At 32.8% G+C, this 25267-nt stretch carries 23 protein-coding genes; 8 read left to right on the top strand and 15 right to left on the bottom strand.

The features are described 5' to 3' along the window. Positions 1-34 precede the first annotated feature (34 nt). Genes C7H52_RS11335 through C7H52_RS11325 form a run of 3 tightly spaced genes read right to left on the bottom strand, consistent with a single transcriptional unit; the run spans position 35 to position 1976 of the window. Entirely contained in the window at positions 35-964 is a 930-nt protein-coding gene (locus C7H52_RS11335) for an alpha/beta hydrolase family protein (RefSeq protein WP_106464022.1), read from the bottom strand. Between the two features lie 59 nt (positions 965-1023). Next, the gene (locus C7H52_RS11330) at positions 1024-1614 is read right to left on the bottom strand and encodes an alpha-ketoglutarate-dependent dioxygenase AlkB family protein (protein ID WP_106464021.1); all 591 of its coding nucleotides are present in this window, start codon (positions 1612-1614) and stop codon (positions 1024-1026) included. 2 nt (positions 1615-1616) lie between these two features. After that, entirely contained in the window at positions 1617-1976 is a 360-nt protein-coding gene (locus C7H52_RS11325; protein WP_106464020.1) for a DoxX family protein, read from the bottom strand. A gap of 42 nt (positions 1977-2018) precedes the next feature. Between C7H52_RS11325 and C7H52_RS11320 the strand changes: the two genes are divergently transcribed. Next, positions 2019-2684 (top strand): M15 family metallopeptidase, encoded by a 666-nt coding sequence (locus C7H52_RS11320; RefSeq protein WP_106464019.1) that lies wholly within the window; start codon positions 2019-2021, stop codon positions 2682-2684. A gap of 154 nt (positions 2685-2838) precedes the next feature. Here the strand turns inward: C7H52_RS11320 and C7H52_RS11315 are convergent, their stop codons facing one another. From C7H52_RS11315 to C7H52_RS11305, 3 genes are read right to left on the bottom strand one after another with little or no spacing between them, the layout of a single operon-like run. After that, positions 2839-3699 (bottom strand): alpha/beta hydrolase, encoded by an 861-nt coding sequence (locus C7H52_RS11315; protein ID WP_106464018.1) that lies wholly within the window; start codon positions 3697-3699, stop codon positions 2839-2841. A gap of 44 nt (positions 3700-3743) precedes the next feature. Next, positions 3744-4979, bottom strand: a complete 1236-nt coding sequence (locus C7H52_RS11310; RefSeq protein ID WP_106464017.1) for a M48 family metallopeptidase — start codon at positions 4977-4979, stop codon at positions 3744-3746. Between the two features lie 60 nt (positions 4980-5039). Then, positions 5040-5831 carry a TrmH family RNA methyltransferase gene (locus C7H52_RS11305; RefSeq protein WP_106464016.1) on the bottom strand — a complete coding sequence of 264 codons (792 nt, stop codon included), beginning with the start codon at positions 5829-5831 and terminating at the stop codon, positions 5040-5042. A gap of 83 nt (positions 5832-5914) precedes the next feature. On the opposite strand from C7H52_RS11305, the gene C7H52_RS11300 reads away from it, so the two are divergent. Then, a complete protein-coding gene (locus C7H52_RS11300; RefSeq protein ID WP_106464015.1) occupies positions 5915-6703 on the top strand; it encodes a DUF6503 family protein in 789 nt (262 codons plus the stop codon). A 93-nt stretch (positions 6704-6796) separates the two neighbouring features. On the opposite strand, the gene C7H52_RS11295 is transcribed toward C7H52_RS11300, so the two are convergent. Both C7H52_RS11295 and C7H52_RS11290 read right to left on the bottom strand, forming a co-directional pair. Then, complete coding sequence (locus tag C7H52_RS11295) at positions 6797-7996, bottom strand: multidrug effflux MFS transporter (RefSeq protein ID WP_106464014.1); 1200 nt, start codon at positions 7994-7996, stop codon at positions 6797-6799. 75 nt (positions 7997-8071) lie between these two features. Next, entirely contained in the window at positions 8072-8911 is an 840-nt protein-coding gene (locus C7H52_RS11290; protein ID WP_106464013.1) for a hypothetical protein, read from the bottom strand. Positions 8912-9009: 98 nt separating this feature from the next. Between C7H52_RS11290 and C7H52_RS11285 the strand changes: the two genes are divergently transcribed. The 4 genes from C7H52_RS11285 to C7H52_RS11270 all read left to right on the top strand — a co-directional run bounded on the left by C7H52_RS11285 (position 9010) and on the right by C7H52_RS11270 (position 12955). Continuing rightward, positions 9010-9588, top strand: a complete 579-nt coding sequence (locus tag C7H52_RS11285) for a Crp/Fnr family transcriptional regulator (protein WP_245918617.1) — start codon at positions 9010-9012, stop codon at positions 9586-9588. Between the two features lie 86 nt (positions 9589-9674). Further along, complete coding sequence (locus tag C7H52_RS11280) at positions 9675-10337, top strand: hypothetical protein (RefSeq protein ID WP_106464012.1); 663 nt, start codon at positions 9675-9677, stop codon at positions 10335-10337. A gap of 160 nt (positions 10338-10497) precedes the next feature. Beyond that, positions 10498-11073: a YceI family protein gene (locus C7H52_RS11275; RefSeq protein WP_106464011.1), complete on the top strand. Its 576-nt coding sequence runs from the start codon at positions 10498-10500 to the stop codon at positions 11071-11073. A gap of 115 nt (positions 11074-11188) precedes the next feature. Next, positions 11189-12955: an ABC transporter ATP-binding protein gene (locus C7H52_RS11270; RefSeq protein ID WP_106464010.1), complete on the top strand. Its 1767-nt coding sequence runs from the start codon at positions 11189-11191 to the stop codon at positions 12953-12955. Here the strand turns inward: C7H52_RS11270 and C7H52_RS11265 are convergent. Genes C7H52_RS11265 through C7H52_RS11255 form a run of 3 tightly spaced genes read right to left on the bottom strand, consistent with a single transcriptional unit; the run spans position 12952 to position 16242 of the window. After that, the gene (locus C7H52_RS11265) at positions 12952-14622 is read right to left on the bottom strand and encodes a SulP family inorganic anion transporter (protein ID WP_106464009.1); all 1671 of its coding nucleotides are present in this window, start codon (positions 14620-14622) and stop codon (positions 12952-12954) included. The genes C7H52_RS11270 and C7H52_RS11265 overlap by 4 nt on opposite strands. Before the next feature lie 23 nt (positions 14623-14645). Continuing rightward, on the bottom strand, positions 14646-15143 hold the full coding sequence (locus C7H52_RS11260) for a phosphoethanolamine transferase domain-containing protein (protein WP_106464008.1): 498 nt from the start codon (positions 15141-15143) through the stop codon (positions 14646-14648). Continuing rightward, positions 15133-16242 (bottom strand): heparan-alpha-glucosaminide N-acetyltransferase domain-containing protein, encoded by a 1110-nt coding sequence (locus C7H52_RS11255; RefSeq protein ID WP_106464007.1) that lies wholly within the window; start codon positions 16240-16242, stop codon positions 15133-15135. The genes C7H52_RS11260 and C7H52_RS11255 overlap by 11 nt, the downstream gene beginning before the upstream one ends. A gap of 66 nt (positions 16243-16308) precedes the next feature. Here C7H52_RS11255 and C7H52_RS11250 point away from each other — a divergent pair, with 66 nt between their 5' ends. Further along, complete coding sequence (locus C7H52_RS11250) at positions 16309-17265, top strand: lipid A deacylase LpxR family protein (RefSeq protein ID WP_106464006.1); 957 nt, start codon at positions 16309-16311, stop codon at positions 17263-17265. Here C7H52_RS11250 and C7H52_RS11245 read toward each other — a convergent pair. Then, positions 17255-18259 (bottom strand): sugar phosphate isomerase/epimerase family protein, encoded by a 1005-nt coding sequence (locus C7H52_RS11245; protein WP_106464005.1) that lies wholly within the window; start codon positions 18257-18259, stop codon positions 17255-17257. The two genes, C7H52_RS11250 and C7H52_RS11245, sit on opposite strands and share 11 nt — an antisense overlap. 93 nt (positions 18260-18352) lie before the next feature. Between C7H52_RS11245 and acs the strand changes: the two genes are divergently transcribed. Next, positions 18353-20263, top strand: a complete 1911-nt coding sequence (acs, locus tag C7H52_RS11240; protein ID WP_106464004.1) for an acetate--CoA ligase — start codon at positions 18353-18355, stop codon at positions 20261-20263. Positions 20264-20320: 57 nt separating this feature from the next. On the opposite strand, the gene C7H52_RS11235 is transcribed toward acs, so the two are convergent. From C7H52_RS11235 to C7H52_RS11225, 3 genes are all read right to left on the bottom strand, one after another. Next, on the bottom strand, positions 20321-22288 hold the full coding sequence (locus tag C7H52_RS11235) for an OmpA family protein (RefSeq protein ID WP_106464003.1): 1968 nt from the start codon (positions 22286-22288) through the stop codon (positions 20321-20323). 12 nt (positions 22289-22300) lie between these two features. After that, on the bottom strand, positions 22301-23245 hold the full coding sequence (locus C7H52_RS11230) for a PorP/SprF family type IX secretion system membrane protein (RefSeq protein WP_106464002.1): 945 nt from the start codon (positions 23243-23245) through the stop codon (positions 22301-22303). Between the two features lie 57 nt (positions 23246-23302). Further along, on the bottom strand, positions 23303-25267 hold a 1965-nt coding region (locus tag C7H52_RS11225), incomplete at its 5' end, for a T9SS type B sorting domain-containing protein (protein WP_106464001.1).

The raw sequence follows: 25267 nt of genomic DNA, 5'->3' as shown, positions 1-25267 counted from the left end.
TTGTGAGGCATTTTCTATTTACATTCATTATAATTTATTTTATAAATTGGGTAAGTTCATTTAGTAATCCTTCCGCTAATTTTCTTCCAGATTCATTATAAGATTTAGAATTCTCTAAATCATCTCCTTCAATAGTTACTAAAACATGATTCATATTTTCTATAATTTTTAAAGTTGAAGATTTTGCCGCTTCATGTAATAGTTTTGCTTCAGCTTCAGAAACCTGTAAATCTTTCGTTCCATTAATAATTAAAATTGGCATCTCTAGTTTTGCAATTTCCGTTTGCGGATTGTATTTCATCCAGTTTCGAATAAATGGTTGTACATCTAAATTAAATATGCTTGATAATGCAATAGGATAATCCTTTGTTGTCTTCCCTTCTTTTAAAACATCAAAAATTCGAATCGTATCATCTTTAAACATTGGTGCAGTTTTTATAACCTGTTCGGTAATAACCATATCTATAGATTGCCCAGCTCCTGCTAAGGAGATAAAACCATCTGCTCTATCTCTTGCTGCTAATAAACCAACAAGACTTCCTTGGCTATGCCCTATTATATATATTCTATTGTACGCGTCTGAGTTCCTAAAGTACTCTACCACAGAAATAGCATCGGTTACAAAGTCATCAAACATCATGTTTTTATCGACATTACCTTTTCGTATTTGTTTTACAATACGTTTATCGTATCTAAATGTAGCAATATCTTGCTTGGTTAAACCAACTGCCAACTTTTTTAAATTGTTTGTTTTTAAAAAATTCTGATTTCCATCACGGTCTGTAGGTCCAGATCCTGCAATTATTATGGCTAGATTAGGTTTAGCTACCCCATTTGGTAAAAGTAATGTACCGTTAATAAACTTATTAACTTCTATTTCCTGATCTGTAAAACTAGGGTTGTCTTGAGCTATTGCAAACTGAGATCCGATTAGAAAAACTATTGCGTAAAAAAATGTTTTCATAGATATAAATATTTACATAACATTTACAAATTAAATGCCATACTTGTAAGACTATAAATTTAGTTAATAATTCTGAAAGTTAAGTTTATTCTTGAACCAACCTCTTTTTTAGTTTTAGCAATTTGATGTAAGTAGTGATGCTGTGTTTCCCCTTTCATAAGAAGTAAACTTCCAGAAGTTAGTTCGATTTTATATTTATGTAATTTATTGGTTTTATGTTTTAAATGAAAAAAACGAGACGCTCCAAAGCTAACCGAAGCAATTACAGGATTTACACCTAATTCTTTTTCATTATCTGAATGCCAACCATTACTATCTTTCCCATTGCGATATAAATTGGCCAAGCAAGTGGTAAATTTTGTTTTTGTAAATGCTTCAACTTTAGATTTTATATGTTTTACCACATCTGGAAATGGTTTTGGAGTCATAGTAATATTAGAATAACTATAAGGCTTGTCATTATCGGCCATTAATGAAGTCAGTCTGGGCTGTAAATGTGTTTTACCAAATAGTTTAATTTCATCCTGTTGCCATTCTATTTCTTCAAATAGCATTTTAAATAAATTAAGACTCTCTTCTTCTGAAAAAAATTTTTGGACATATAAAATGTCTGAGTCTGGAAGATTTAATTTGAAAGGCTCATTAAACATAATTACAGTGGTAAATACCAGTAAGCCCAATACATTAATCCAAATTGAAGCGGAATCCTTAGTATTAAAATCCATTTCGGAATTCCTGCAGCTGCTTTTTTACCACTTAACATATAAAAATGAACTAGTAGGAAAATAGTTAACATTAAAATAACACCGTAAATAGCTAAAGTTTTTAAGACTGGTATGATTAGCGCAAACCCTAATAGAATCTCTGCAACACCACTAAAAAACACTAAAGATTTTGGGTTTGGCAAGTATTTAGGCATAATGCGTAAATAAGCTTTAGGTTTTATAAAATGCATAATGCCCGCAAAGATGTACATTGCAGCCATAAGATATAAGTGCCAAGGATAGTGCATTAAAAAATTATTTCTTTAAATTTAAACTTTTAAATCTTCACTATGAAAAATTACTGCTTCATTTTTATATTATTCATCACACAATGGTGTTTTGCTCAACTACCAGAAGGCTTTGTTTATGCTAAAAGTATTATACCGGATTTGGTTGAAGAATTGCGTTATTGCACTGAAAATAATTTTGTTGGTGAAGCTATTGACGGATATGAAAAGCCCGTAATTATTATGACCTTACAAACGGCTCATGCATTAAAAAAAGTACAAGAAGATTTAAAAAAAGAAGGTTTAGGTATAAAAGTGTTTGATGCTTACCGTCCGCAACAAGCCGTAAATCATTTTGTAAGATGGGCTAAAGTAGAACACGATACAGTAATGAAACAAACCTATTACCCAGACGTTAAAAAAAGAAATTTAATCCCGGCAGGTTATATTGCTTCAAAATCCAGGCATAGTAGTGGTAGCACTTTAGATGTTACTATTATAAATTTATCAACTGGCGAAGAGTTAGACATGGGCTCTCCATATGATTTTTTCGGGCAAAAGTCTTGGGTTAAAGCACCTCATCTAGATAAAGAACATCGTAAAAATAGAGATGTCTTACAAAAAGTAATGGCAAAACACGGCTTTAGAAACTATATGCAGGAATGGTGGCATTTCACGCTACGCGGAGAACCTTTTAAAAATAAATATTTTGACTTTATTGTTCGTTAGCAGTTAGCAGTTAGCAGTTAGCAGTTAGCAGTTAGCAGTTAGCAGTTAGCAGTTAGCATCAAATTCTTTTAAGAATTTGATGCTTTTTTATTTTTTCCTACTAATCACTCAACTGTAGACTGTGGACTGCTAACTGCAGACTGAAGACTGTGGACTATTTCTTCACTATAGATTTTGTTTCATATCTTAAAAACTGATCACCAAAAAGTACATCATCTATAAAACGTTTAATATAAAACTGCTGATAATAAAAATAAGTATCACCTTGAGTGTGTGTTCCATCCTTAATGGTAAATAACTGACAGGTGCCACCAATACGCTCTATATATTTGGCAATACTTTGTGAGCCAAATAACATTAGCCAACCTGTTGAATTTGGAGGACAGTTACGATGAGAACCAGTAGCGTAAGGCACTGTAGCATCTTTATCGCCGTGAAATAGAAACATAGGTATCCTGTTTTCTTTGGTAATTAAGTTTAAATCCATTAGCGCTCCAGCTCCAGAAATTAATCCTGCATATTTAAAATCTATAGGTAAATCTATAGGTTCTGTTTTTAGCTGATTTTTATTAAAGTAAGCGGCATGCAAAACACTCTCACCTCCAGCACTAGTTCCTGCTAAAAATATTTGTCTTTTATTTATTTTTAAACTATCGCTTTGTTTTAATAAAAAGCTTGTAGCCTGCCAGATCTGATTAGATACAATTTGTATAGCTTTTACCTTCTCACTGGTAATTCCATTACAACCATAATCTTTATCCTGCATGTAAAGTGTGTAGTCTATACTCGCTGTCACTACATTTTGTTCAGCTAAAAATTTACCTAAACTAGAACCATCTTTTCGATCTCTATCAGAAAACCCTCCGCCATGAACATAAATAACTAAAGGAGATAAAAACTTATCTTCTTTGGCTTTCTTAGGTAAATAAATATCCATTTTAAGTTTTTCTAAAGGTGTATCTATATAAGTTACAGTTTCTTTAGATTGAGAAAATAAATTTGAAAATGAAAACATAGTCAAGATAATTAGTGCTAAATATTTTAATCGAAGCATATGGCTTATTGAATTTTTAAATTTTGAATGCGTTGAAACAACGTTGGGTGCGAATAATGCATAAATACATAAGCCTTATGCGGTGTTAAATTACTCAAACTATTTTTAGACAATTTTTTTAAAGAGGAGATTAATGGTTCGGTTTTATAAGTGTTTTTTGCATAATCATCTGCTTGGTATTCAAATTTACGCGAAAATAAATTCATAATTAAACCTGTAACTTCCGAAATAGGGCTGTATAAAATTCCGAAGACAATTAACCCAATATGGAAACTTGGCTGAGAGACGTTTAAAGCTTCAGCAAATAAAGGATGACTTATAAACAATGACAAAATATAAAGTGTCATACCGGTTAAAAGTATCGAAGCACATAAATTAAATATAATATGCTTGCGCTTGTAGTGTCCTACTTCATGAGCTAAAACAGCAACTATTTCATCATCTTCTAAATCGTTTATTAAGGTGTCATACAATGTAATTCGTTTTTGAGAACCAAAGCCTGAAAAATATGCATTGGCTTTTGTGCTTCGTTTTGATCCATTTATAACAAAAATATTATCTAGCGTAAACCCTACAGTTTTAGCATAATCTGAAATAGCTGTGCGTAAACTACCTTCTTCTAATGGCGTTTGTTTATTAAAAATTGGGACAATTAATTTACTATAAAATAAATTCATGAATAAGGTAAATACTGCTACAAGAATCCATGTGTAAATCCAGAATTGTTCTGGGAACTGATAGTAGAAAGCTGTTACTGCCGCTAAAACCAATCCGCCCACTACTATAGTTAAAAATAAACCTTTTAATTTATCTATAAAAAAAGTACGCTTTGTGGTTTTGTTAAACCCAAATTTTTCTTCTATTACAAAAGTTCTATAATATGAAAATGGTGTGGTTAGCAAATCGCTACCTATCATAATAACTCCAAAGAATACTAATGTAATTAAAATGGGATGTGAAGTTACACTTCTAGCCCACTCATCTACCCAAGCAAATCCATTAAAAAAGAAAAAGCATAAGGTTAAGAGTAATGAAAATGAAGATGACAATAATCCAAATTTAAAGTTGGCACTTTTATAGCGTTGAGATTTTTCATAGTCCTCTTTATCATAAACGTCTTTTAGTTCTTGAGGTAATTCGTCGTTAAAATGCTTTGCATTTAAGACATCCAAAACCGTATCAATTATAAAATCGATTACTAAAATGGCAATTAAAATAAAAAATAGTGTGTTTGAATTCATGAAATGGTTTTAAGCGATAAAATTATTAAATTAACATACATAAAAGATAGCCTTACAGTTTTACAAGCTGCGTTGCCTAACCGCCTCAAAAACTAAAATACCAGCAGCCACAGAAACATTCATAGAATCTATTTTACCTTGCATAGGGATACTAATGTTTTCTTTACTTGCATCACGCCAGTCTTGAGATAAACCTGTAGCTTCTGTACCAACTACTATGGCGCTTGCTATTTTATAATCTGGATGTGTATAATTTATAGATTCTTGCAAAATTGCACTATAAATGTTTATGTTGTTAGTATTTAAGAAACTTATAACGTCTTCGGTAGAACCGGTTGCAATAGTATTACTAAAAACACAACCTACACTAGAACGCACAATATTTGGGTTATATAAATCTGTTTTGGGATTAGCAATTATTACAGCATCCACATTGGCAGCATCTGCAGTTCTTAATAAGGCACCTATATTCCCTGGTTTTTCTGGAGCTTCTGCTACTAAAACTAATGGATTTTTTGTTTTAAATTGTAATTGATCTAGCGTGTGCGATTGCGACTTTAAAACTGCCAAAACACCTTCAGTTGTTGTGCGGTAAGCTATTTTAGTATAAACATCTTTTGAAACTTCAATACATTTATAATCTTCAACATCAATCGTTTTTAAATGTTCAAAAGGAAACAAGTCTTCATAAAACAACACATGTACAACTTCATAACCGCAAGACAATGCAAGTTGCAATTCACGTACACCTTCCACGACAAACTCGCCACTTTTCTTTCGTGCGCGCGATTTTTCTTTTAAGGTAACGATGTGTTTTATTAGGTCGTTATGATGGCTAGATATCTGTTTCATAGTGTAAAAATAATGTAAATCTTGTAATTATAAATTTATTATGTCGACCAAAGCATCTTACAAATCAAATTCAAAAATAAATCATGAAAAAACTAATTATTCTGGCAATTACATTAAGTCTATTTAATTGTAAAACAGATCAAAACAAAGAAGTTGAAAAAACCATTAATTATGAGCAAGAAACTTTGGATGTAACCACTTCGGTATATCCAGAAAACATGTCTAGTATTTTTGCGGCACATGGTGGTCTTGATGTATGGAATACCTATAAAAGCTTATCCTTTACAATGAAAAAACCAACTGGAGATGAGTTAACTGTAACCGATTTAAAAAACAGACGTAGTTATATTGAAACGAATAATTTCCAGCTTGGATATGACGGTGAAACAGTTTGGTTAGAAGAACATGGCGATTTTAAATATGAAGGTAAGCCAGAATTTTATTATAATTTAATGTTTTACTTCTACGCCATGCCATTTGTATTGGCAGATGACGGCATTACTTATGAAAACACTAATGAGTTAGAGTTTGAAGGAAAAAGTTATCCTGGTATAAAAATTTCTTATGCTAATGATGTTGGAGCTTCTCCTGAAGATGAATACATCTTATATTTTGATACAGACACTAAAAAGATGGCGTGGTTAGGATATACGGTTACTTATTTCACCAAAGAGAAAAGTAAAGACTGGCATTTTATACGCTATACCGATTGGCAAATGGTAAATGGTTTAATTTTACCAAAAACATTAAGCTGGTATAATGCTGAAGGTTTTAAAGTTTTAGATAAACGTAATGACTTAGAGTTTACAGAAGTTAAATTATCCAAAACTACAGAAGCAGCATCTATATTTAAAAAACCAATGAGTCATTAAATTACGTAAGTAAATTACCCTGCAAAATAGAGAATTATATATCCCTTTTTTTGCTCCAGATTTCATAAAGCCCTAAAGCACAACTTTAGGGCTTTATTTATGGCTAAATCGATATTTTACGAAAAGAAAAGTAGCTACGGACAAAGCTCCAAAAATAGAAAATCCAACAAATAATGGTAAAGCCGATGTTTTTACAAAACTTCCAATATAATTTGCTATAGGTACTGCCATTACTGTTGAGACAAACCCGTTTATAGCAGCTCCTATTCCTGCAATATGTCCTAAAGGTTCCATTGCCAGACTTCGTAAATTTCCGAATAAAAATCCTACCGAAAAAAATTGCATTAAAAAGAAGCCTATTAATACTGCTAGTGGTGGATTATTTCCTGACGAAAACAAAACAATATATAATAAAGAAATTGAAAAGTAAGCCACAGCTGCATAAAATGCCATGTTAAAAGCACCAAACCGCATTACAAAACGACTGTTGCTAAACGTAGCAAAACCTACTGCAAAAGCTGTACTTGCAAACACGTATGGAAACAAATCTCCCAACTGGTATTGCACTTGGAAAATATGTTGTGAGGTACTTAAGTACACCATAAATGATCCCGTTATAAAGCCCGAAACTAAGGTAAACGCAACAGCAGACCTGTGTTTTAAAAACTCTTTTGTTCCGGTTATAAAAATAGCTGGCTTAAATTTTATACGCTTAGAAATTACTAGTGTTTCTGGCTGTCTTCTCCAAAACCACACTACAATAGCCAAACCAAAGAGTAAATTAAAATTAAAAATGGCTTTCCAATTAAAAAAGTCAAGAATAAGCTGTCCTAAGGTTGGCGCCACTATAGGTATAAGAATAAAAAACATGACGACAATAGACAAGGTTTTCGCCATAAAATCGCCACTAAAAGAATCTCTAATTATGGCAATTGCAATTGTTCTTGGAGAAGACAAGCCAATACCTTGCAGGATGCGTCCAAAAATCATCATTTCAAAACTTTTAGTGGTAACACAACAAATGCTTCCTATAACAAAAATGCTAAAACCAATATAAACCATTGGTTTACGACCAAAACTGTCTGATAAAGGTCCAAAAATTAATTGCCCAAAACCCAAGCCTAAAAAAATCATCGTAATTAAAAGCTGATATTCACTAGTATTAGTTACTCCTAGCGAATTACCAATCTCTGGTAAAGCAGGCAATAAAGCATCTATAGATAAAGCGACTATAGACATTAAAGAGGCCATTATAGCTATAAATTCAAATTTTACTGGACTTGCTTTTTGCATCTGGCAAAAGTAGATATAAAAAAAAAGAGGCTATTATTTATAACCTCAATTTATTGTTAAACTTAACTGTTTAAATTAACGTTTGTAGAGCGGTGTTCTTTTGGCTAAATAATTTAATGTGATTTTATAAGCATCTGTAGTTTGCCAAAATGACATATGATCTTTAGTAAAAACATTTTCACCTTTATCTGTATAAACATTCATTGTGATGTTGGTTGAATAATTTTGAATTGAGGAGCTAGAAGATGATGTACTACTTTTACTTTTACCATTACTCCATATATCACCAATAATATTTCCGTTTCTATCTACTTTAGCTTTTGTATTGGTTGAAGTAGTTTTTGAGTTTGAAAAATTTGATACACTAGTCCTTTCTATAGACACTAAGCCTTGAACGATATATTCTACATTCAAAATATTACAAATCTCACCCATTGTAAAACCATCTATGTTATTATTATTAACGCCTGCTTTAGCCAATAATGCATTTGTAGTTAAAGGATCTTGAAATTTTAAAACGGCAGCCTTCTTTTTAAATATAGTATAGGTCTCTTGCTGTATTTTTTTTGTCATTAAATCGTTACTAGTTTCTTTATCCTTTATATAACCAAATGGTAAAATAGCAACTTTATTATGGTGTTCTTCTAAATTTACATCATGTTTTTCTTCCTTATTAAAAAATTGGATTCGACCTGAAGCAAAAGTGATTTTTTTAATATCACCTATACTAACCTCATACTCTAGAGATTCATTCTCGTATATAAATTCTATAGTTGTGTCATTTATTTTGATGACTTTACCTTTCATTTCTTCACCGTCCGTTTTTAATATTACATCAGACTGTGCACATAAAACTGTTGAAAATGAAATAAAAAAAACAGTAATAAAAAATTTTAGTAATTTTAAAAACTTCATAATTTTAAAGTGTTTGATTTGAGTTTATAAATATAAAACTTAATAACAAAACTCAGAAATTGTTAACATCTCATTTTTTTTATTGAATTTTGCACAGTATGATACATTTAAATTCTCTAATAAATTATATAAACGATATAGTTAATCTCACAGCTGAAGAAGTTTCTATTTTAAACAACTTTGTTACAGAACGTAAGTATCTTAAAAATCAGTTTATCATTCAGCAAGGAGATGTATGCAAAACAGAATCGTTTATAGTGAGTGGTTGTACCAAAACATTTTATTCTAATGAAAATGGACAAGAGCACATTATTATGTTTTCGATAGAAAATTGGTGGACTGCAGATATTGGTAGCTTTGTGTCCCAAACTCCAGCCGATTTTAATGTACAATGTTTGGAAGACACTACCGTTATTCAATTTCATTATGATACCATAGAAGTCCTTTTTGAAAAAGTTCCGAAACTTGAGCGGTTTTTCAGAAAAATTATTGAGCGTGCATTTGTGGCTTCCCAAAAACGATTAATTAGAAATTTAAGCTTAACTGCTAAAGAACGTTACCTTCATTTTAAAAATGCTTATCCCGAAATAGAACAACGTATTCCACAATACATGATTGCCTCTTATTTAGGGATCACTAAAGAGTTTTTTAGTAAAATGAAGAATAGCTTGGTTTAGATTGTTGAATTGTTAGATAAATAATTTATATTAAATCAACCATACTGTATTTAAGGAAATTTAAATTTGGTGTTATAGATAATCAAATGTTTAAAACTCAATACTTAATAACGCTTTTGTTGTTTAGCTTTAATTTTGGCGAAGCTCAAAGTAGTATGCCTTCTAATTTTATTCCTGAAGGCTATGTGGAGTCTGAAACTTATTTTGGAGATCTAAATAATGACAAAATAGACGATTGTATTTTAGTCATTAAAGAAACAGACACATCAGCTATTGTTACTAATAGATTTGGCAACAAGGTAGATAGAAATAGGCGAGGTATAATTGTATTATTTAAATACAAAAACGGTTACCAACTAGCAAGTAAAAACTCCAGCTGTTTTTATTCTGAAAATGAAGATGGAGGCAATTATTATCCACCAGAATTATGGCTAGAAATAAAAAATGGCACCTTACAAATTCATTTTGGACATGGTAGATATGGTTTTTGGTACTATACCTTTCGTTTTCAAAATTCCGGATTTGAATTAATTGGTTATAATGCCGTTACTAGTCGTGGTCCTATTACACTAAGAGAATTCAGTATTAATTTTTTAACTAAACAGAAATTAATCAAACAAAACACTAATGAAGATCTTGAAGGACAAGCTGAATCCTTTGAGGAAACTTGGCACACTATTGAAATAGAAAAACTTATTAAACTATCTGATATAAATGATTTTGAAGAATTAGATTTATCTCAGTATTAAAATAGTAAAACTCAAATCATACATTTACTATAAAAACAAGATGAGTAAATGATGTACTTAAAATTAATCTACATTAACTTCATTTAATAATCTATATTATTTTTTTTCGTTAGGATTAGATTCATCTTTGTATCAACATAAAAACAAAAACAATCTTATTATGAAACATTTAATTAAATCGACACTTGTATTAGCTGTTGTGGCATTTGCTTCACTATCATTTACAGCTTTAAATGAAACAAAACCTGTAAAAACTTCAGAAAGTACGGTAACTTGGAAAGGTTATAAGGTGACAGGCTCTCATGAAGGAACTATTGCTTTAAAATCTGGCTCTTTAGAATTTAAAAACAATACTCTTGCTGGTGGGTCTTTTGTTATTGATATGACTTCTATAAATACAACAGATTTAGAAGGTGATATGAAAAACAACTTAGATGGTCATTTAAAATCTGATGATTTTTTTGGAGTAAAAAATTTCCCAGAAGCTCAATTAGTGATTACTAAAGTTACACCTTCTGGTAAAAATGCTTATGCAGTGGAAGGTAATTTAACCATTAAGGGTAAAACTAACGCTCAAAAATTCACCATGTCTGTATATGGTAACAAAGCCACTGCAAATTTAAAAGTAGACCGTACTAAATACGACGTGAAATATGGTTCTTCTAGCTTTTTTGACGGGTTAAAAGATAAAGCTATTTACGACGATTTCGATTTAAATGTTGATCTAGTTTTTTAAAACTATATAGTTATAAAATTAAAAGCGATTCTGTAAAGAGTCGCTTTTTTAATTTACAATCATATAGAGAACCGCATTTAGCGGTGTATCTTTGTAAAAACTTTCAGCATTTAAAATGAAACATCTTCAAGATAAATCTCCTAATAAAAAAAATAAAACAGTTAATCTAAAAACAGCCTTTAAAACCATTATTTGGCCTAGACGTAAGTTGGTTTTTATTGGCTTATTATTAATTGTTATAAGAAGTTTGTCGGGTTTAATTTTACCATGGCAAAGTAAAGTTTTGCTAGATCAAGTAGTCCCAAACAAAGACACTGCCCAATTATATCAACTTATTGCTATTGTAATAACTGCTATTACCATACAAGCCATTAGTTCTTTTCTCCTAACCCGTATTTTAAGTGTGCAGGCTCAATATTTAATAAGTGAGTTACGAGCACAAGTTCAAAAAAAAGTAATGGCTTTACCTATTCGTTTTTTTGACAATACCAAATCTGGAGCATTAGTCTCTCGAATTATGAGCGATGTGGAAGGTGTTCGTAATTTAATTGGAACTGGTTTGGTACAATTAGTTGGCGGGTCGTTTACTGCAGTTGTTTCTTTAATTATTTTAATAAAACTTAACGCTTGGATGACACTTTTTGTATTTGTGCCACTATCTATTTTTGCCTTTATTGCTTTAAAAGCTTTTAAATACATAAGACCTATTTTTAGAAAACGTGGTAAAATTAATGCTGAAGTAAAAGGACGTTTAACCGAAACTTTAGCAGGTATAAGAGTTATTAAAGCCTTTAATGCAGAAGCTCAGGAAGAAAAAGTGTTTGAGAAAGGTGTAGATGAATTGTACCAAAACGTTAAAAAGAGTTTAACTGCAACAGCATTAATGACCAGCTCATCTACCTTTTTAATTGGTGTGGCTACCACAGGAATTATGGGGATTGGTGGTTATTATATGATGCAAGACCAAATGACATCTGGAGATTTTCTGTTCTTTACTTTAGTTCTTGGGTTTATGATTGCCCCTATTGTGCAAATGAGTAATATTGGTAGTCAATTAACTGAAGCCTTAGCGGGATTAGATAGAACTGAAGAGTTGATGCAAATTGCTACAGAAGAAGATGATAAAAACCGTACAGAGACACTAAAACAGTTTAGAGGTAACTTAGAATTTAAAGACGTTACGTTCGCCTATGAAGAAGATAAAAATGTACTCCATAACATCAGCTTTACAGCACCAAGTGGTTCTGTGGTTGCTTTAGTGGGAAGTTCTGGTTCTGGAAAATCTACAATTGCTGGCTTATCTGCTACGTTTTTAAATCCTAAAAGCGGTAAAATAACTATTGATGGTGTAGATATTACTAAAGTAAAACTCAATAGCTTTAGAAAGCATTTAGGTGTGGTATTACAAGATGAATTTTTGTTTGAGGGTAGTATAAAAGAAAACATTATGTTTCCTAGACCTAATGCAAGCCAAGAAGAATTACAACATGCTGTAAATGCCGCTTATGTCAACGAATTTACGGACCGTTTTGATAAAGGCTTAGATACATTGATTGGAGAACGTGGCGTAAAACTTTCTGGTGGACAACGACAGCGTATTGCCATAGCCAGAGCAATTTTGGCAGATCCTAAACTGATTATTTTAGATGAAGCAACATCTAATTTAGATACGGAAAGTGAAGGTTTAATTCAAAAAAGTTTATCGGAATTAACCAAAGACAGAACTACTATCGTAATTGCACACCGATTAAGTACTATTAAAAAAGCAGACCAGATTTTAGTCATTGAAAACGGTAAAATTGCAGAGCGTGGCAACCACAATGAACTTATCGCTCAAGAAGGTCGTTATTATGATTTATATACCTATCAGGCAAAGATTTAAATGTCTTCGCCTTTTTTAAACTTTGCTTTTATATAAGCAAATGCATCAGAAATATTTTTGAACAGATGCTCCTCTGCAACTAAATCTGCGATTATATCTATAGACTTTAATTTATCTAAAGGTTGTTCTTGCAAATTAACAAATAACACTTGTACACCTCTTTTTTCTAAATCGAAAACTATATCTTCCAGAGCATAAAGTCCAGATTGGTCAATTAAAGGCACCTTGTCCATTCGGATAATTAATACTTTAATTTTAGGATCTATTAAAGCAATTTGGGTTTTTAAATGTGCTGTAAAACCAAAAAATAATGGTCCGTTTAAATGTTTAATTAAAATTTGATCTTTAAATGAGTTATAAAAAGGTAATTCATCTTGCCAAGGTTTCTCGTCTTCTAAACTTTCCATTTTTTCTGAGATAATTCCTTTTTCACCTAAGTCACTGGCTTTTTTCATAAATAAAATAGAAGCTAAAGCTACACCTATACCAACAGCTTGTATTAAACTCCCAAATGTAGTAACTAATAATACTAAAATAAGCACAACTGCGTCCGCTTTTGGCACTCTAAACAAGTGTTTCAGACCTTTAATATCTATTATTTTAAACCCAATTGGAATTAATAATCCGGCTAAAACAGAAAGCGGAATATATGCTGCAAGAGAACCTAAACCGAACAAAACAGCTAATAAAAATAAGCCATGTATAATTCCTGAAAGGCGAGTTTTTCCTCCTCCATTAATATTAACAACTGTCCCTTTAGTCGCTCCAGCTCCAGGAATACCACCAAAAATAGCTGCAAGCATATTTCCTATACCTTGCCCTATTAATTCTCTGTTACTATTATGCTTGGTTTTAGTCATATTATCTGCAATTACAGAGGTTAATAAGGAATCTATGCTTCCTAAAACAGCAAGAACCGCCGCATATTCTATAATTATTGGATAAGACTCTGGTACAATATTACTAAACATAGTTCCTATTTGAAGATTAGGAATTCCCGATGGAATTTCTCCAATAATTGGCACATCCCAGCCTAGTAAATAACCTGCCAAAGCAGCAACTACTAAAGCCACTAACGCACTTGGAATCGCTTTCGTGATAAGAGGGAAGACATAATAAATTACTATGGTTAAAGCTCCTAATGCCAATGCATATACATTAAAATCATTAAAAAGCCTAGGAAAGTCTTGAATGACAGAAATGGTAGACTTAGCCGAAGTAAGGCCTGCAAAAGGAAACAGTTGTAAGATAATAATTATTAACCCAACACCGCTCATAAACCCTGAAACTACTGAGTATGGAAAATACTTTACATAACCTGCAATATTTATAAGTCCAAAAACAATTTGTAAAAGCCCACCAAATAAAAAGCTTAGAAGTATAATTCCCATTGCAGCTTCTAAACTACCAGTAATCTCAATAGCTGCAGCTACTAAAGCAGCTGCTACAACAGTCATTGGTCCTGTAGGTCCACTCGCTTGAGTTTGAGTACCGCCAAAAAGTGCCGCAAATATTCCTACCATAATGGCACCATAAAGTCCTGCAGTAGCTCCCAATCCCGACTGTACTCCAAATGCAAGTGCTAATGGTAAAGCGACCACACCTGCAACCAGGCCACCTGTAAAATCGCCTTTAATATTACTAAAATCAAATAATTTTGATGCCATATTTATAGGTTTTAGGTGTTTTTTTAATTTTGAAAATTTTTTGATGCCACATTTTCGACAAAAAGAATTAGCTCTTTTTCTTTTTGAGTTCCAATTAAAAAGCGTTTTCCGCTATGTAGTTCTATAGCTAATCCTTTAGAGCCTTTTACATTATAAACAGTACCGTATTTGGTCCATAATCTAATACCCCAACCACCAACAAATCCATAGTCCACCACTTGGGCATGCTTAACATCTTTCCAAGAAACTGTTCGGTTAACAAATGGAATAAATTTAAAGTGAATAGTGTGTTGGTCTATTTTAGTTTCCAGTTTGAATATATAAAATAGTACCATTAAACCTATTAGTAAAGTTGCAGTTGCAATTAAGCCTGAGTTTGACATAGGTTTATTGCCATATGGACCATTATCTAAAATAATCTGTTGAAGGATTGCATACATAGGAATGCAGCAAACAGCAATTAATATTAGCCAAAGCCACCATTGGTTAAATTTTTGTATTTCTGTAAAATTAGTCTTCATCTATGGTTTGGTTTTTCTTAAATATCCCCACTAATTTACCTAAATAATTATAAACAAACTTATTGGTCTTCACATAATGAAAAGAAATAAAGCAAACGACCACCATAAACATTATAGCACCCAAAACAGCTTCGGTTGGGGTTAGCGACTTATAGAAAAAACTCTTTAGACCAAAACCGGTATAGCTTCCGTAGATAATAATAAAATGGATAATATAAATCGACAGTGTTTTTTGACCTATTTTGGTAATAATAGATTGTTTAAGAAAAGGCTCTGCTCCAAAAAATAAAGCAAATATGACCAACACATTTCCTAATCTAGAAAACAAATAATTGTAGTTACCACTGTCTGCAAATAATTGGATATCTGTCCACATTGTTAATTGTCTTAAAAAAGGAGTAGAAGCAAAAATAAATAGCAATCCAAGTATTAAAAATAATCCGGTTGTAACTAGTCTAAATTGTTTTGCATTCTGATATTTATGCATAAGCGCAGCAATAAACCCACCATAAGCTACATAACCAAACCAAGGAATCATGGTAAATACAGAGCCATTACTTTTTGAGAGATAATTACTTAAAAACAATGGTAGCTCTGGAAAACTTATAGTTCTGTAAAGCGGTTCTGTTAAAAATATAATGGTTCCTAAAATTAAAAAAAACGGCGCTAAAAGAGTTTTGCTTTTTCCTAAAAGCCAGTAAAACCCAATAATAAGAATTAAAGATAATCCAATGCACTGCAAGACATCTATGACTAAAAAATAAGTGTCAAAATAGCCAAATAACCAAGCTATAAAGTTGATACGTAAGGAATATCCAACTAGAATAAGCATAAGTCCACGACTTAAACCTTTTTTTATACGCTTTTGAGTGTCCCCTTTTTCTTTCGCTTTAAATAATAAATAGCAAAACACTAAACCTGTAATGGTATAAAATGTAGGCGCAGTAATCCCTCTAAAATAGTTCCAAGTTGCGTAAAAAGGATTCTCTAAATTTCTGTAAATAGGATCTATCAGTGAGTCTATAAAGTGACCTTGCAACATCATTAAAATGGCAAATGCTCTAACAGCATCAAGAAAGTAAAGCCTTTTTGTTATCAAAATCTATCGGATATTTTAGAATTGGCTTTTTAAAACCAAATGAAATGATTAAGCGTATGTAAAAGTATGAAAAAATTAATCTTATTAGTACTCTGCTTTGCTTTTGTAAAGAGTTATGCTCAAAAAATTGACGAAAATGCTTCGTTTAGAAGCCTGCAAACGTCATCGTATTTTAAATTTAATTACGATAACGATTATTTTGCTAACAGAGATCGAGATTATACACAAGGCTATAGTTTCAGTTTAAGTAAAGACTGGCTTAAAAAAAACCCCATAAATTCCCTATTTATAAACTTTAAAAATACACGAGAGAATTATGCTTTAACATTAGAGCATATTGGATTTACACCAGATAATTATGTTTCTGAAGCTATACAGTTTGGCGACAGACCATTTTCGGCATCTATACTATTAAAATCTATTAAAACAGCTGTAGAACAAGATAAAAAAATGCGTTTTGTTTCTGCTTTTAGTTTTGGATTAATTGGACCTGGAGCGTTTGGAAAGGAAATGCAGGTTGGTATACACGAACTTACAGGAAATAAAATTCCTATGGGATGGCAAAATCAAATTAAAAACGATGTGGTTTTAAACTATAAATTTACAGCCGAAAAAGAACTGTTACGTTATAAGAATCTTCTTGCTATTCAAGGCTATTCGACTTTGCAATTAGGTACTTTATTTACAAATGTCTCTTTAGGAAGTTCTATAACCGTTGGATTAATAAACAATCCTTATCTAGAATTTGCTAATCAAAAAGGGTTTAAAATCTATGCTTTTATACAGCCAGAACTTACGGCTATAGCTTACGATGCTACCTTGCAAGGTGGTTTGGTTAATACTTCAAGCCCTTATACTATTAACTCGGGACAAATAGAGCGTTTAACGATGCAAAATAATTATGGAATTGTCTTACAAACCAATGGTTTTTATCTGGAGTACAGTAGGGTTATCTTAAGCAAACAGTTTGAAACCGATGGTGTTTCAAAATGGGGCGGAATTAAATTAGGTTTTAAGATTTAGAATGTGCTTTCTGTAAAGCTCTTAATTTTTTAATAATAGCTTGACTACCTTCAGTATTCGATAAGTCTTTACCTGCATACTCTGCACTCATCCAGCCTTTAAATCCGTGTTTTAATACCTCTGCAGTACAAAAATCGTAATTAACATCTGTAATTGTGCCATCCATTTTTACCTCACGTGCTTTGGCACTAACTCCTGTGGTAAATGGTGCCAAATCTAAAATCCCTTGTGTTTCGTCATACCAACGTCTTGGTCTAGCATTAAAACCTCCCATAAAAAAATTACCAAAATCTAAAAATAATCCCAAGTTACTATGGTTGGTTAATTCAATTAACATATTTAGCCATGCTCCGTTACTTGATGGATGACCATGATTTTCAACCGTCAACTTAATTCCTGTCTTGTCGGCAAATTCACTTAATTCTGCCAAAGATTCCGCACATTGATTTAATTGTTGTAAATAAGTTCCTGATCCAAATGGATTCACCCGGATATGTTCACAATTTAATTCTTTAGCGGCTTCAATCCAGCGTTTATGGTCTTCAACAGATTGTTTCCGCTTCAGTTGATCTAAATCTCCTATTTTAGTTTGTGTGTCTGCCATCATACAAACCAATTGAATGCCTTCATTTTTAGCCATTTTAGAAAAATGTCTCTGCCATTTTTTATCGTCTCGCTTGCTATACATCATTGTAGACACTAGGTCTACTCCACTCACTCCAAGTTCCTGAGCTTTATATATTATATCTGTATTTTTCATAGAACCTTGCAATACAGCATCGGGATTATGCTCCAAATTATGTTTAAATAATTTGTAGTTTTCTCTGCCTTTACCAAAAATCTCCGTTTCAAAAGCCCATTGTGATATTGATATTTTAAAAGGCTTTTCTGTTTCTATTTCTGTGGAATTGAATAAAGGCTGAACAGCTATATTTGGAAATGCTAATGCAGATGATGCTAATGCAGATGTGGTTAAAAATGTTCTACGTTTCATAACTAAAAAATATGTTTAAATATACTATTAGAACCTACAAGACCATAATATTATTTAATTTTTATTTAAATTGAAGTGTTTTAAATTCTACATATGAGTCAATATCACATTAAAAATTTACAGGAATACCTTCAAGTTTATAAAAAATCTATTGATGAACCTGAAACCTTTTGGGCAGAAATAGCTGAAGAACAGTTTATCTGGCATAAAAAATGGAATAAGGTGTTAAGCTGGGATTTTACAAAACCAGAGGTTAAATGGTTTGAAGGCGCACAATTAAATATCACAGAAAATTGTCTGGACAGACATCTTATAACCAGAGCCAATAAAACGGCTATCATTTTTGAACCCAATCATCCCAACGAAAAAGCACAACATATTACCTATGCTGCACTTTATGAACAGGTGTGTAAAATGGCTAATGTTTTAAAGGCTAAAGGTGTGCAAAAAGGTGACCGCGTCTGTATTTATTTACCTATGATTCCTGAACTTACAGTTGCTATTTTAGCTTGTGCTAGAATTGGTGCAGTACATTCTGTAGTTTTTGCAGGGTTTTCGGCAACTGCATTAGCGACTCGTATTAACGACTGTAACTGTAAAATGATGATTACCAGCGATGGATCTTTCAGAGGTGCAAAAACATTGAATTTAAAACAGATTGTAGATGATGCTTTAGTGAATTGTAAAGATTTAGAAACGGTTTTAGTCGTAAAACGAACTGGAGAAGAAGTCCAAATGGAGATTGAAAGAGATTTCTGGTTAGAAGAACTTTTAAATGAAGCTTCTCCTATTTGTCCTGCGGAAATTATGGCTGCAGAAGACCCCTTATTTATACTTTATACGTCTGGCTCTACCGGAAAACCAAAAGGGATGCTACATACCACTGCAGGATATATGGTTTATACCGCATATACATTTAAAAATGTGTTTCAATATGAAGAAAATGATGTGTATTGGTGTACAGCAGATGTAGGTTGGATTACCGGACATAGTTATATTATATATGGACCATTATGCAATGGAGCAACTTCTGTAATGTTTGAAGGTGTGCCTAGTTTTCCAGATTATAGTCGCTTCTGGCAAATTGTTGAAAAACACAACGTCAATCAATTTTATACAGCTCCAACAGCCATTAGAGCATTAGCTAAAGAAGGAAAAAATTATGTTGAAGTTTTTAAACTGAAAAGCCTTAAAGTAATTGGTACGGTTGGTGAACCGATAAATGAAGAAGCCTGGAAATGGTATAACGAGTATGTAGGTAAACACAAATGTCCTGTTGTAGATACTTGGTTTCAAACCGAAACAGGTGGAATTATGATTACTCCAATTCCCTATGTAACGCCAACTAAACCTACTTTTGCGACCTTACCTTTTATTGGTGTACAATTGGCTTTAATGGACGACGAAGGTAAAGAATTTAAAGGAAATCAGGTAGCTGGAAGATTAACCATAAAATTCCCTTGGCCGAGTATGGCACGAAGCATTTGGGGCGACCATGAACGCTATAAAAACACTTACTTTTCAACTTTTAAAAATCAATACTTTACAGGAGACGGCGCATTAAGAGATGCTACGGGGTTTTATAGGATTACTGGTCGTGTGGATGATATTATAATAGTTTCAGGGCATAATTTAGGTACCGCTCCTATTGAAGATGCTATAAATGAACACGAATATATTGCAGAAAGTGCCGTAGTTGGTTTCCCTCATGAGGTTAAAGGAAATGCATTGTATGGTTTTATCACATTAAAAGAAACACCACCAAACTTTAATTTAGAAGCTCTTGAGAAGCAAATTAATACGCTTATTGCTACACACATTGGACCTATAGCTAAATTAGATAAAATTCAGTTTACCGAAGGTTTACCAAAAACCAGAAGTGGTAAAATTATGCGGCGTATTCTAAGAAAAATTGCCGAAAATAAAATCGACGAACTTGGAGACATCAGCACTTTATTAAATCCGGATTGTGTAGATTCTATTATTGAAAATAGATTGGTTTAAACTAAAAAAGCATCAAACTTTCATTTGATGCTTTTTTTAGTTCTTTAATATAGAAGTTTATTGTTGCACAATAATAAATTCACTTCTTCGGTTAAGCTGATGTTGTTGTTCGGTACATTCTACGCCATTAGAACATTCGTTTACTAATTTGCTCTCTCCATAACCATCTCCTGTTAAACGATTTTTATCGATTCCCTTACTAATAATGTAGTTCAATGTCGATTTATTTCTTCTTTTAGACAATGCATCATTGTAAGCATCATTAGCACGACTATCGGTATGAGAACGCACATCAATTTTTAGGTTAGAATATTTTTCCATAACAGCGATTACTTTTTGTAATTCAATTTCTGCATCTGGTCTAATATTAGACTTATCGAAATCAAAATAAATAGGATTTAAGCCTAGTGCATTATTTAAATCATCTCCTAAACCAACTTGAGTAACGCCTAAGTTGTTACCTAACTTAATCGTTTCAACATCTTTAAAAACTCTTCCGTTTTCATTAGTACTTGCAAACGGTTTTTCTTTAGTTTCAAAATTATCTTTTTCATAACGAATTGCGTACTGTGTAGAGCGCTCTTCTAATGGTAAAGTATATTTTCCTTCATCGTTAGTTGTAACAGTTGTTATAACGTTGCCTTCATCATCTATTAAAGAAACCGTTACTCCTTCAACAGGTTCTTCTGTGGTTTCATTTAAAACTTCACCTTCAATAGTTTGTTCAAATGGAAATACTAAAGATCTATTCTCTACAAAACTATAGATATCATCATCACCTTTTCCTTCTGCTCTATTTGAGGCAAAATAGCCTTTTTTAGTGTCTGCATTTATAATAAATGTAAAGTCATCTGCAATGCCATTTACAGGCGCTCCTACATTGTATGTTTCACTAAAATCATTTTCAGAATAAATTTCTGCAACAAAAACATCTAAACCACCCAAACCTGGATGTCCGTCTGATGCAAAATATAAACGGTTATCTGCACTTACAAATGGAAAAGTTTCTCTAGATTCTGTATTAATACCTTCTCCTAAATTAACTGGTGTTCCGTAAGAATCTCCATCTATAGTAACCATATACAAATCTGAAGCTCCCATGCCACCTTCCATATCGCTCGCAAAATATAATATACTTTCATCCACACTTAAAGCAGGATGAGCTACAGAATAATTATCCCCATTAAAAGGTAACTCTGTTACAGTCCATTTATCGTCTTCAGATTTAACTCCTTTGTATAACTTTAAACGGTTAACTCCTTCATTATCTGATTTTAATTTTTTATCTGTATAATTATTACGTGTAAAATACACTGTTTTTCCATCTTTTGTGAATACAGATGAAGACTCGTGGAATTTAGAATTAATGGTGTTGTCAAAATTATCAATAGCTTTCTCTCCTGAATCTTTACCCACATGAACTACAAATAGATCTGAAAACGGTTGATTGTTCCACGTATGTATTCTATGTGTTGCTGTACCTCTATCTCTATTGGTTGAAATAACTAATTCCTCACCATAAAACGAAGGTGCATAATCTGATAAATCTGAATTAAAATCTTCATTCTTTAAAGTGAAACGTCCAGAATTCTTCTCAATTTCCTTTAAATAATTTCTTTCATTTATAAAGATTTCAGCTCGCTCATCTTCTTGTTTAGTTTTAGAAAACTCCATCATAATCTGGTCAGACTTCTCGTAATTCTTTAAAGATTTTAAAGTCAAACCATATCTATACATGTATTCTGGTTTAGTTGAAGCGCCTTCTAATTTGTAAAGTTCTTCGTACCATTTTTCGGCATTTACATAATCGCCATTAAAGTAATAGGAATCCCCTAATTTCTGAAATAAGTCTGCCGACTGATATCCTTTTTCATAAACTTCGATATAAGCTTCTCTGGCATCTATAAAAGAATAGTTATCGAATTTCTCATTTGCTTTTTTTAATTGTCTCTCTTGCGCGTTAGCAACTACTGCTCCAATTAATAAAAACGTATATATACTATATTTTAAAACCTGTTTAATCATATCTAAGTTGTATTAAAAGAATCTTGGGGAAATCATTTTATCGTTACGTTTAAATAACTCGTATCTTAAAAACACTTCGAAAGAACCATCATTATAACGTTGAAGCTCTGTAGTTTCTCTATCGTAAGCAAAACCTAACATTAACTCATCAGAGATTTGAAATCCTAATTGTGCACTTAATGCAGCACTCCATCTGTAAGCCAATCCGGCAGTAAATCTATCATTAAATAAAAAGTTTGCCGATAAATCTGCCTGTAACGGAGCTCCTGCAACACCTTTAAATAATACTGCAGGTTTAAAATCGATATCTTCACTTAGTTCAAAAACTCTACCTGCAATTAAATACAGATTGATACGCTCTTTAGCTGTTGCAAAAGATCCTAAATCTGGCGAATTTTCGTCAAAATGTTCGGTTTCTAAAATATTAGGAGCACTTAAACCTAAGTAGAATTTATCGGTATAATAGTATAATCCTAATCCAAACTGAGGAGAAAATTTATTATCTATATTAACCTGAGAACCTGCATCATTTACGTTGTATGGACCTCGAATAGCTCTTTGCGTATCAATATCTAGAAAATGTCCACCACCTTTTAATCCGAAAGCCAGTTGTCCTTCTTCACCGGTTTTAATGGTGTAGCTAAAATCGATATCAATATACGTTTCGCTTGTAATAAATATTCTGTCGTTAGTTACGTTTAATCCAATTCCTACTTTTTCACTTAAAGGAGAGTGCATAGAAGCTGTAAATGTATCTGGTGCACCATCTAAACCAACCCATTGCGTTCTATATAAACCTACAAAACTAAACACATCTCTAGAGCCTGCATAAGCTGGATTCACACTTAATGTATTGTACATATATTGTGTATACTGAGCATCTTGTTGCGCTTGTACGTTGAAAAAGCAAAATCCTAAGACAAGTCCTAAAAAGAATTTTATACTATTTTTTTTCATAATTGATGATTAATATTTCAGAGGGCTTATAAAAAACCCTCTGAATTAAAGTTGTTTTTATCTTCTGTTGATGTAAAGTGGTCCAGCTTTCTTAACTGTGTTTCCTGAATTGTTAACATATTCAAGAACATAGTAGTAAGTACCTACTGGAAGTTGTTTATTCTTCTCAATGGTTACTCGACCATTAGACTCTCCTGTAAAGAAGTTATTGTTAAGTCCATATCCACGTGTTTCGAATACTAACACACCCCATCTATTATAGATTTTAACTGTGTTATTTGGATATTTATCTAAACCTCTAATTACGAATACATCATTTAATCCATCACCGTCACCTGGTGTCATGATATCGAATACTTCTACACCATCATCTGCATTTGGATCTCCATTATTCACTTCAATGTAATCTGGGATATCATTATCGTTAACATCTCCTAATTCATCTCCATTTAATATGCCATCTCCATCGCAGTCTAATTCTAACCATTCGTCACTTACAGTAGATAAATCTTGATCTTCTACATTAAAGTCACAAGGATCGTTTGGATCTGTTCCATTTGGACCTGGAGTTCCGTCACCATCTGGATCGATTTCAACACCATTTGGAACACCATCTCCGTCACAATCTGCATCTAAGAATGGTCCGCTTGGAATCTCTGTAATATCAATTACATTAAAGTCACATGGATCATTTGGATCTGTTCCATTAGTACCTTCCGTTCCATCTAATACACCATCGCCATCCGTATCTGGATTATTTGGATCTGTAGTATTACCATTTGGATTATCTGGTGTTGCCGGATCATCTACTCCTGTAATTTCTTCAGAGTCATTTAATCCATCATTATCACAATCTACTCCTGCCGTAATTGGCTCTGTAATATCAATAACGTTATAATCACATGGATCATTTGGATCTGTTCCGTTGGTACCTTCTGTTCCATCTAATACACCATCTCCATCCGTATCTGGGTTATTTGGATCTGTAGTATTACCATTTGGATTATCTGGTGTTGCCGGATCATCTACTCCTGTAATTTCCTCAGAATCATTTAATCCATCACCATCACAATCTACTCCTGCCGTAATTGGCTCGGTAATATCTATAACGTTATAATCACATGGATCATTTGGATCTGTACCGTTTGTACCTTCTGTTCCATCTAATACACCATCTCCATCTGTATCTGGATTGTTTGGATCTGTAGTATTACCATTTGGATTATCTGGTGTTGCTGGATCATCTACTCCTGTAATTTCCTCAGAATCATTTAATCCATCACCATCACAATCTACTCCTGCCGTGATTGGTGCTGAAATATCACCTACATTATAATCACATGGATCTCCTGGATCAGTTGCTGTTCCTCCATTAGGTGGATTTAATTCATCTCCATTTGTAACACCATCTCCATCACAATCTGCATTTGCAAAAATTGGGTTAGATGTCTCTCCATCTGTAATTACACCACTACTATCTGAACATGGATCTAAAGGATCTGATGTTCCTGCTGGCACGGCTGTTGTACTTGGATCGTCTACGCCTGTAGTTTCCTCACAATCTGTTAAACCATCGCCATCAGTATCTACTGGACTTGGACATGCTAACACCGTAATTGTTACTGTTGCTGTTGTACATACTGGTGTACCACTTGCATCATTACATACTTCATAAACTACGGTTACAACTGTTCCTGCTTCACCTGGTAGTGGTGTGTAATCTAAGGTTCCCGTTGTTGGATCAAAAGTTACTGTGCCACCTGCTGTTCCGCCTGTTTGTGTAATAGTCGTCGTTCCGCCATTTGTTGGATCTGAGTTATCTAAATAATCATCATTTCCTAAAATGTCTATCGTCGTTGTACTTCCTACAGCTACTGTTCCTGTATCATCTGCTGCTGTTGGTACCGTTGGATTAGGATCTGTGCCATTTGAGTTTCCATCGCCATCACAATCGCCGCCTGGTACTGCTAATGGGTTTGGATCACATGGGTTATTTGGATCTGATGTTCCTGCTGGTACTGC

Source organism: Aurantibacter aestuarii (assembly GCF_003008425.1).
GTDB lineage: Bacteria > Bacteroidota > Bacteroidia > Flavobacteriales > Flavobacteriaceae > Aurantibacter > Aurantibacter aestuarii.
Note: the sequence above shows the minus strand (reverse complement) of the source record. Positions and strands in the feature narration are given on the sequence as shown.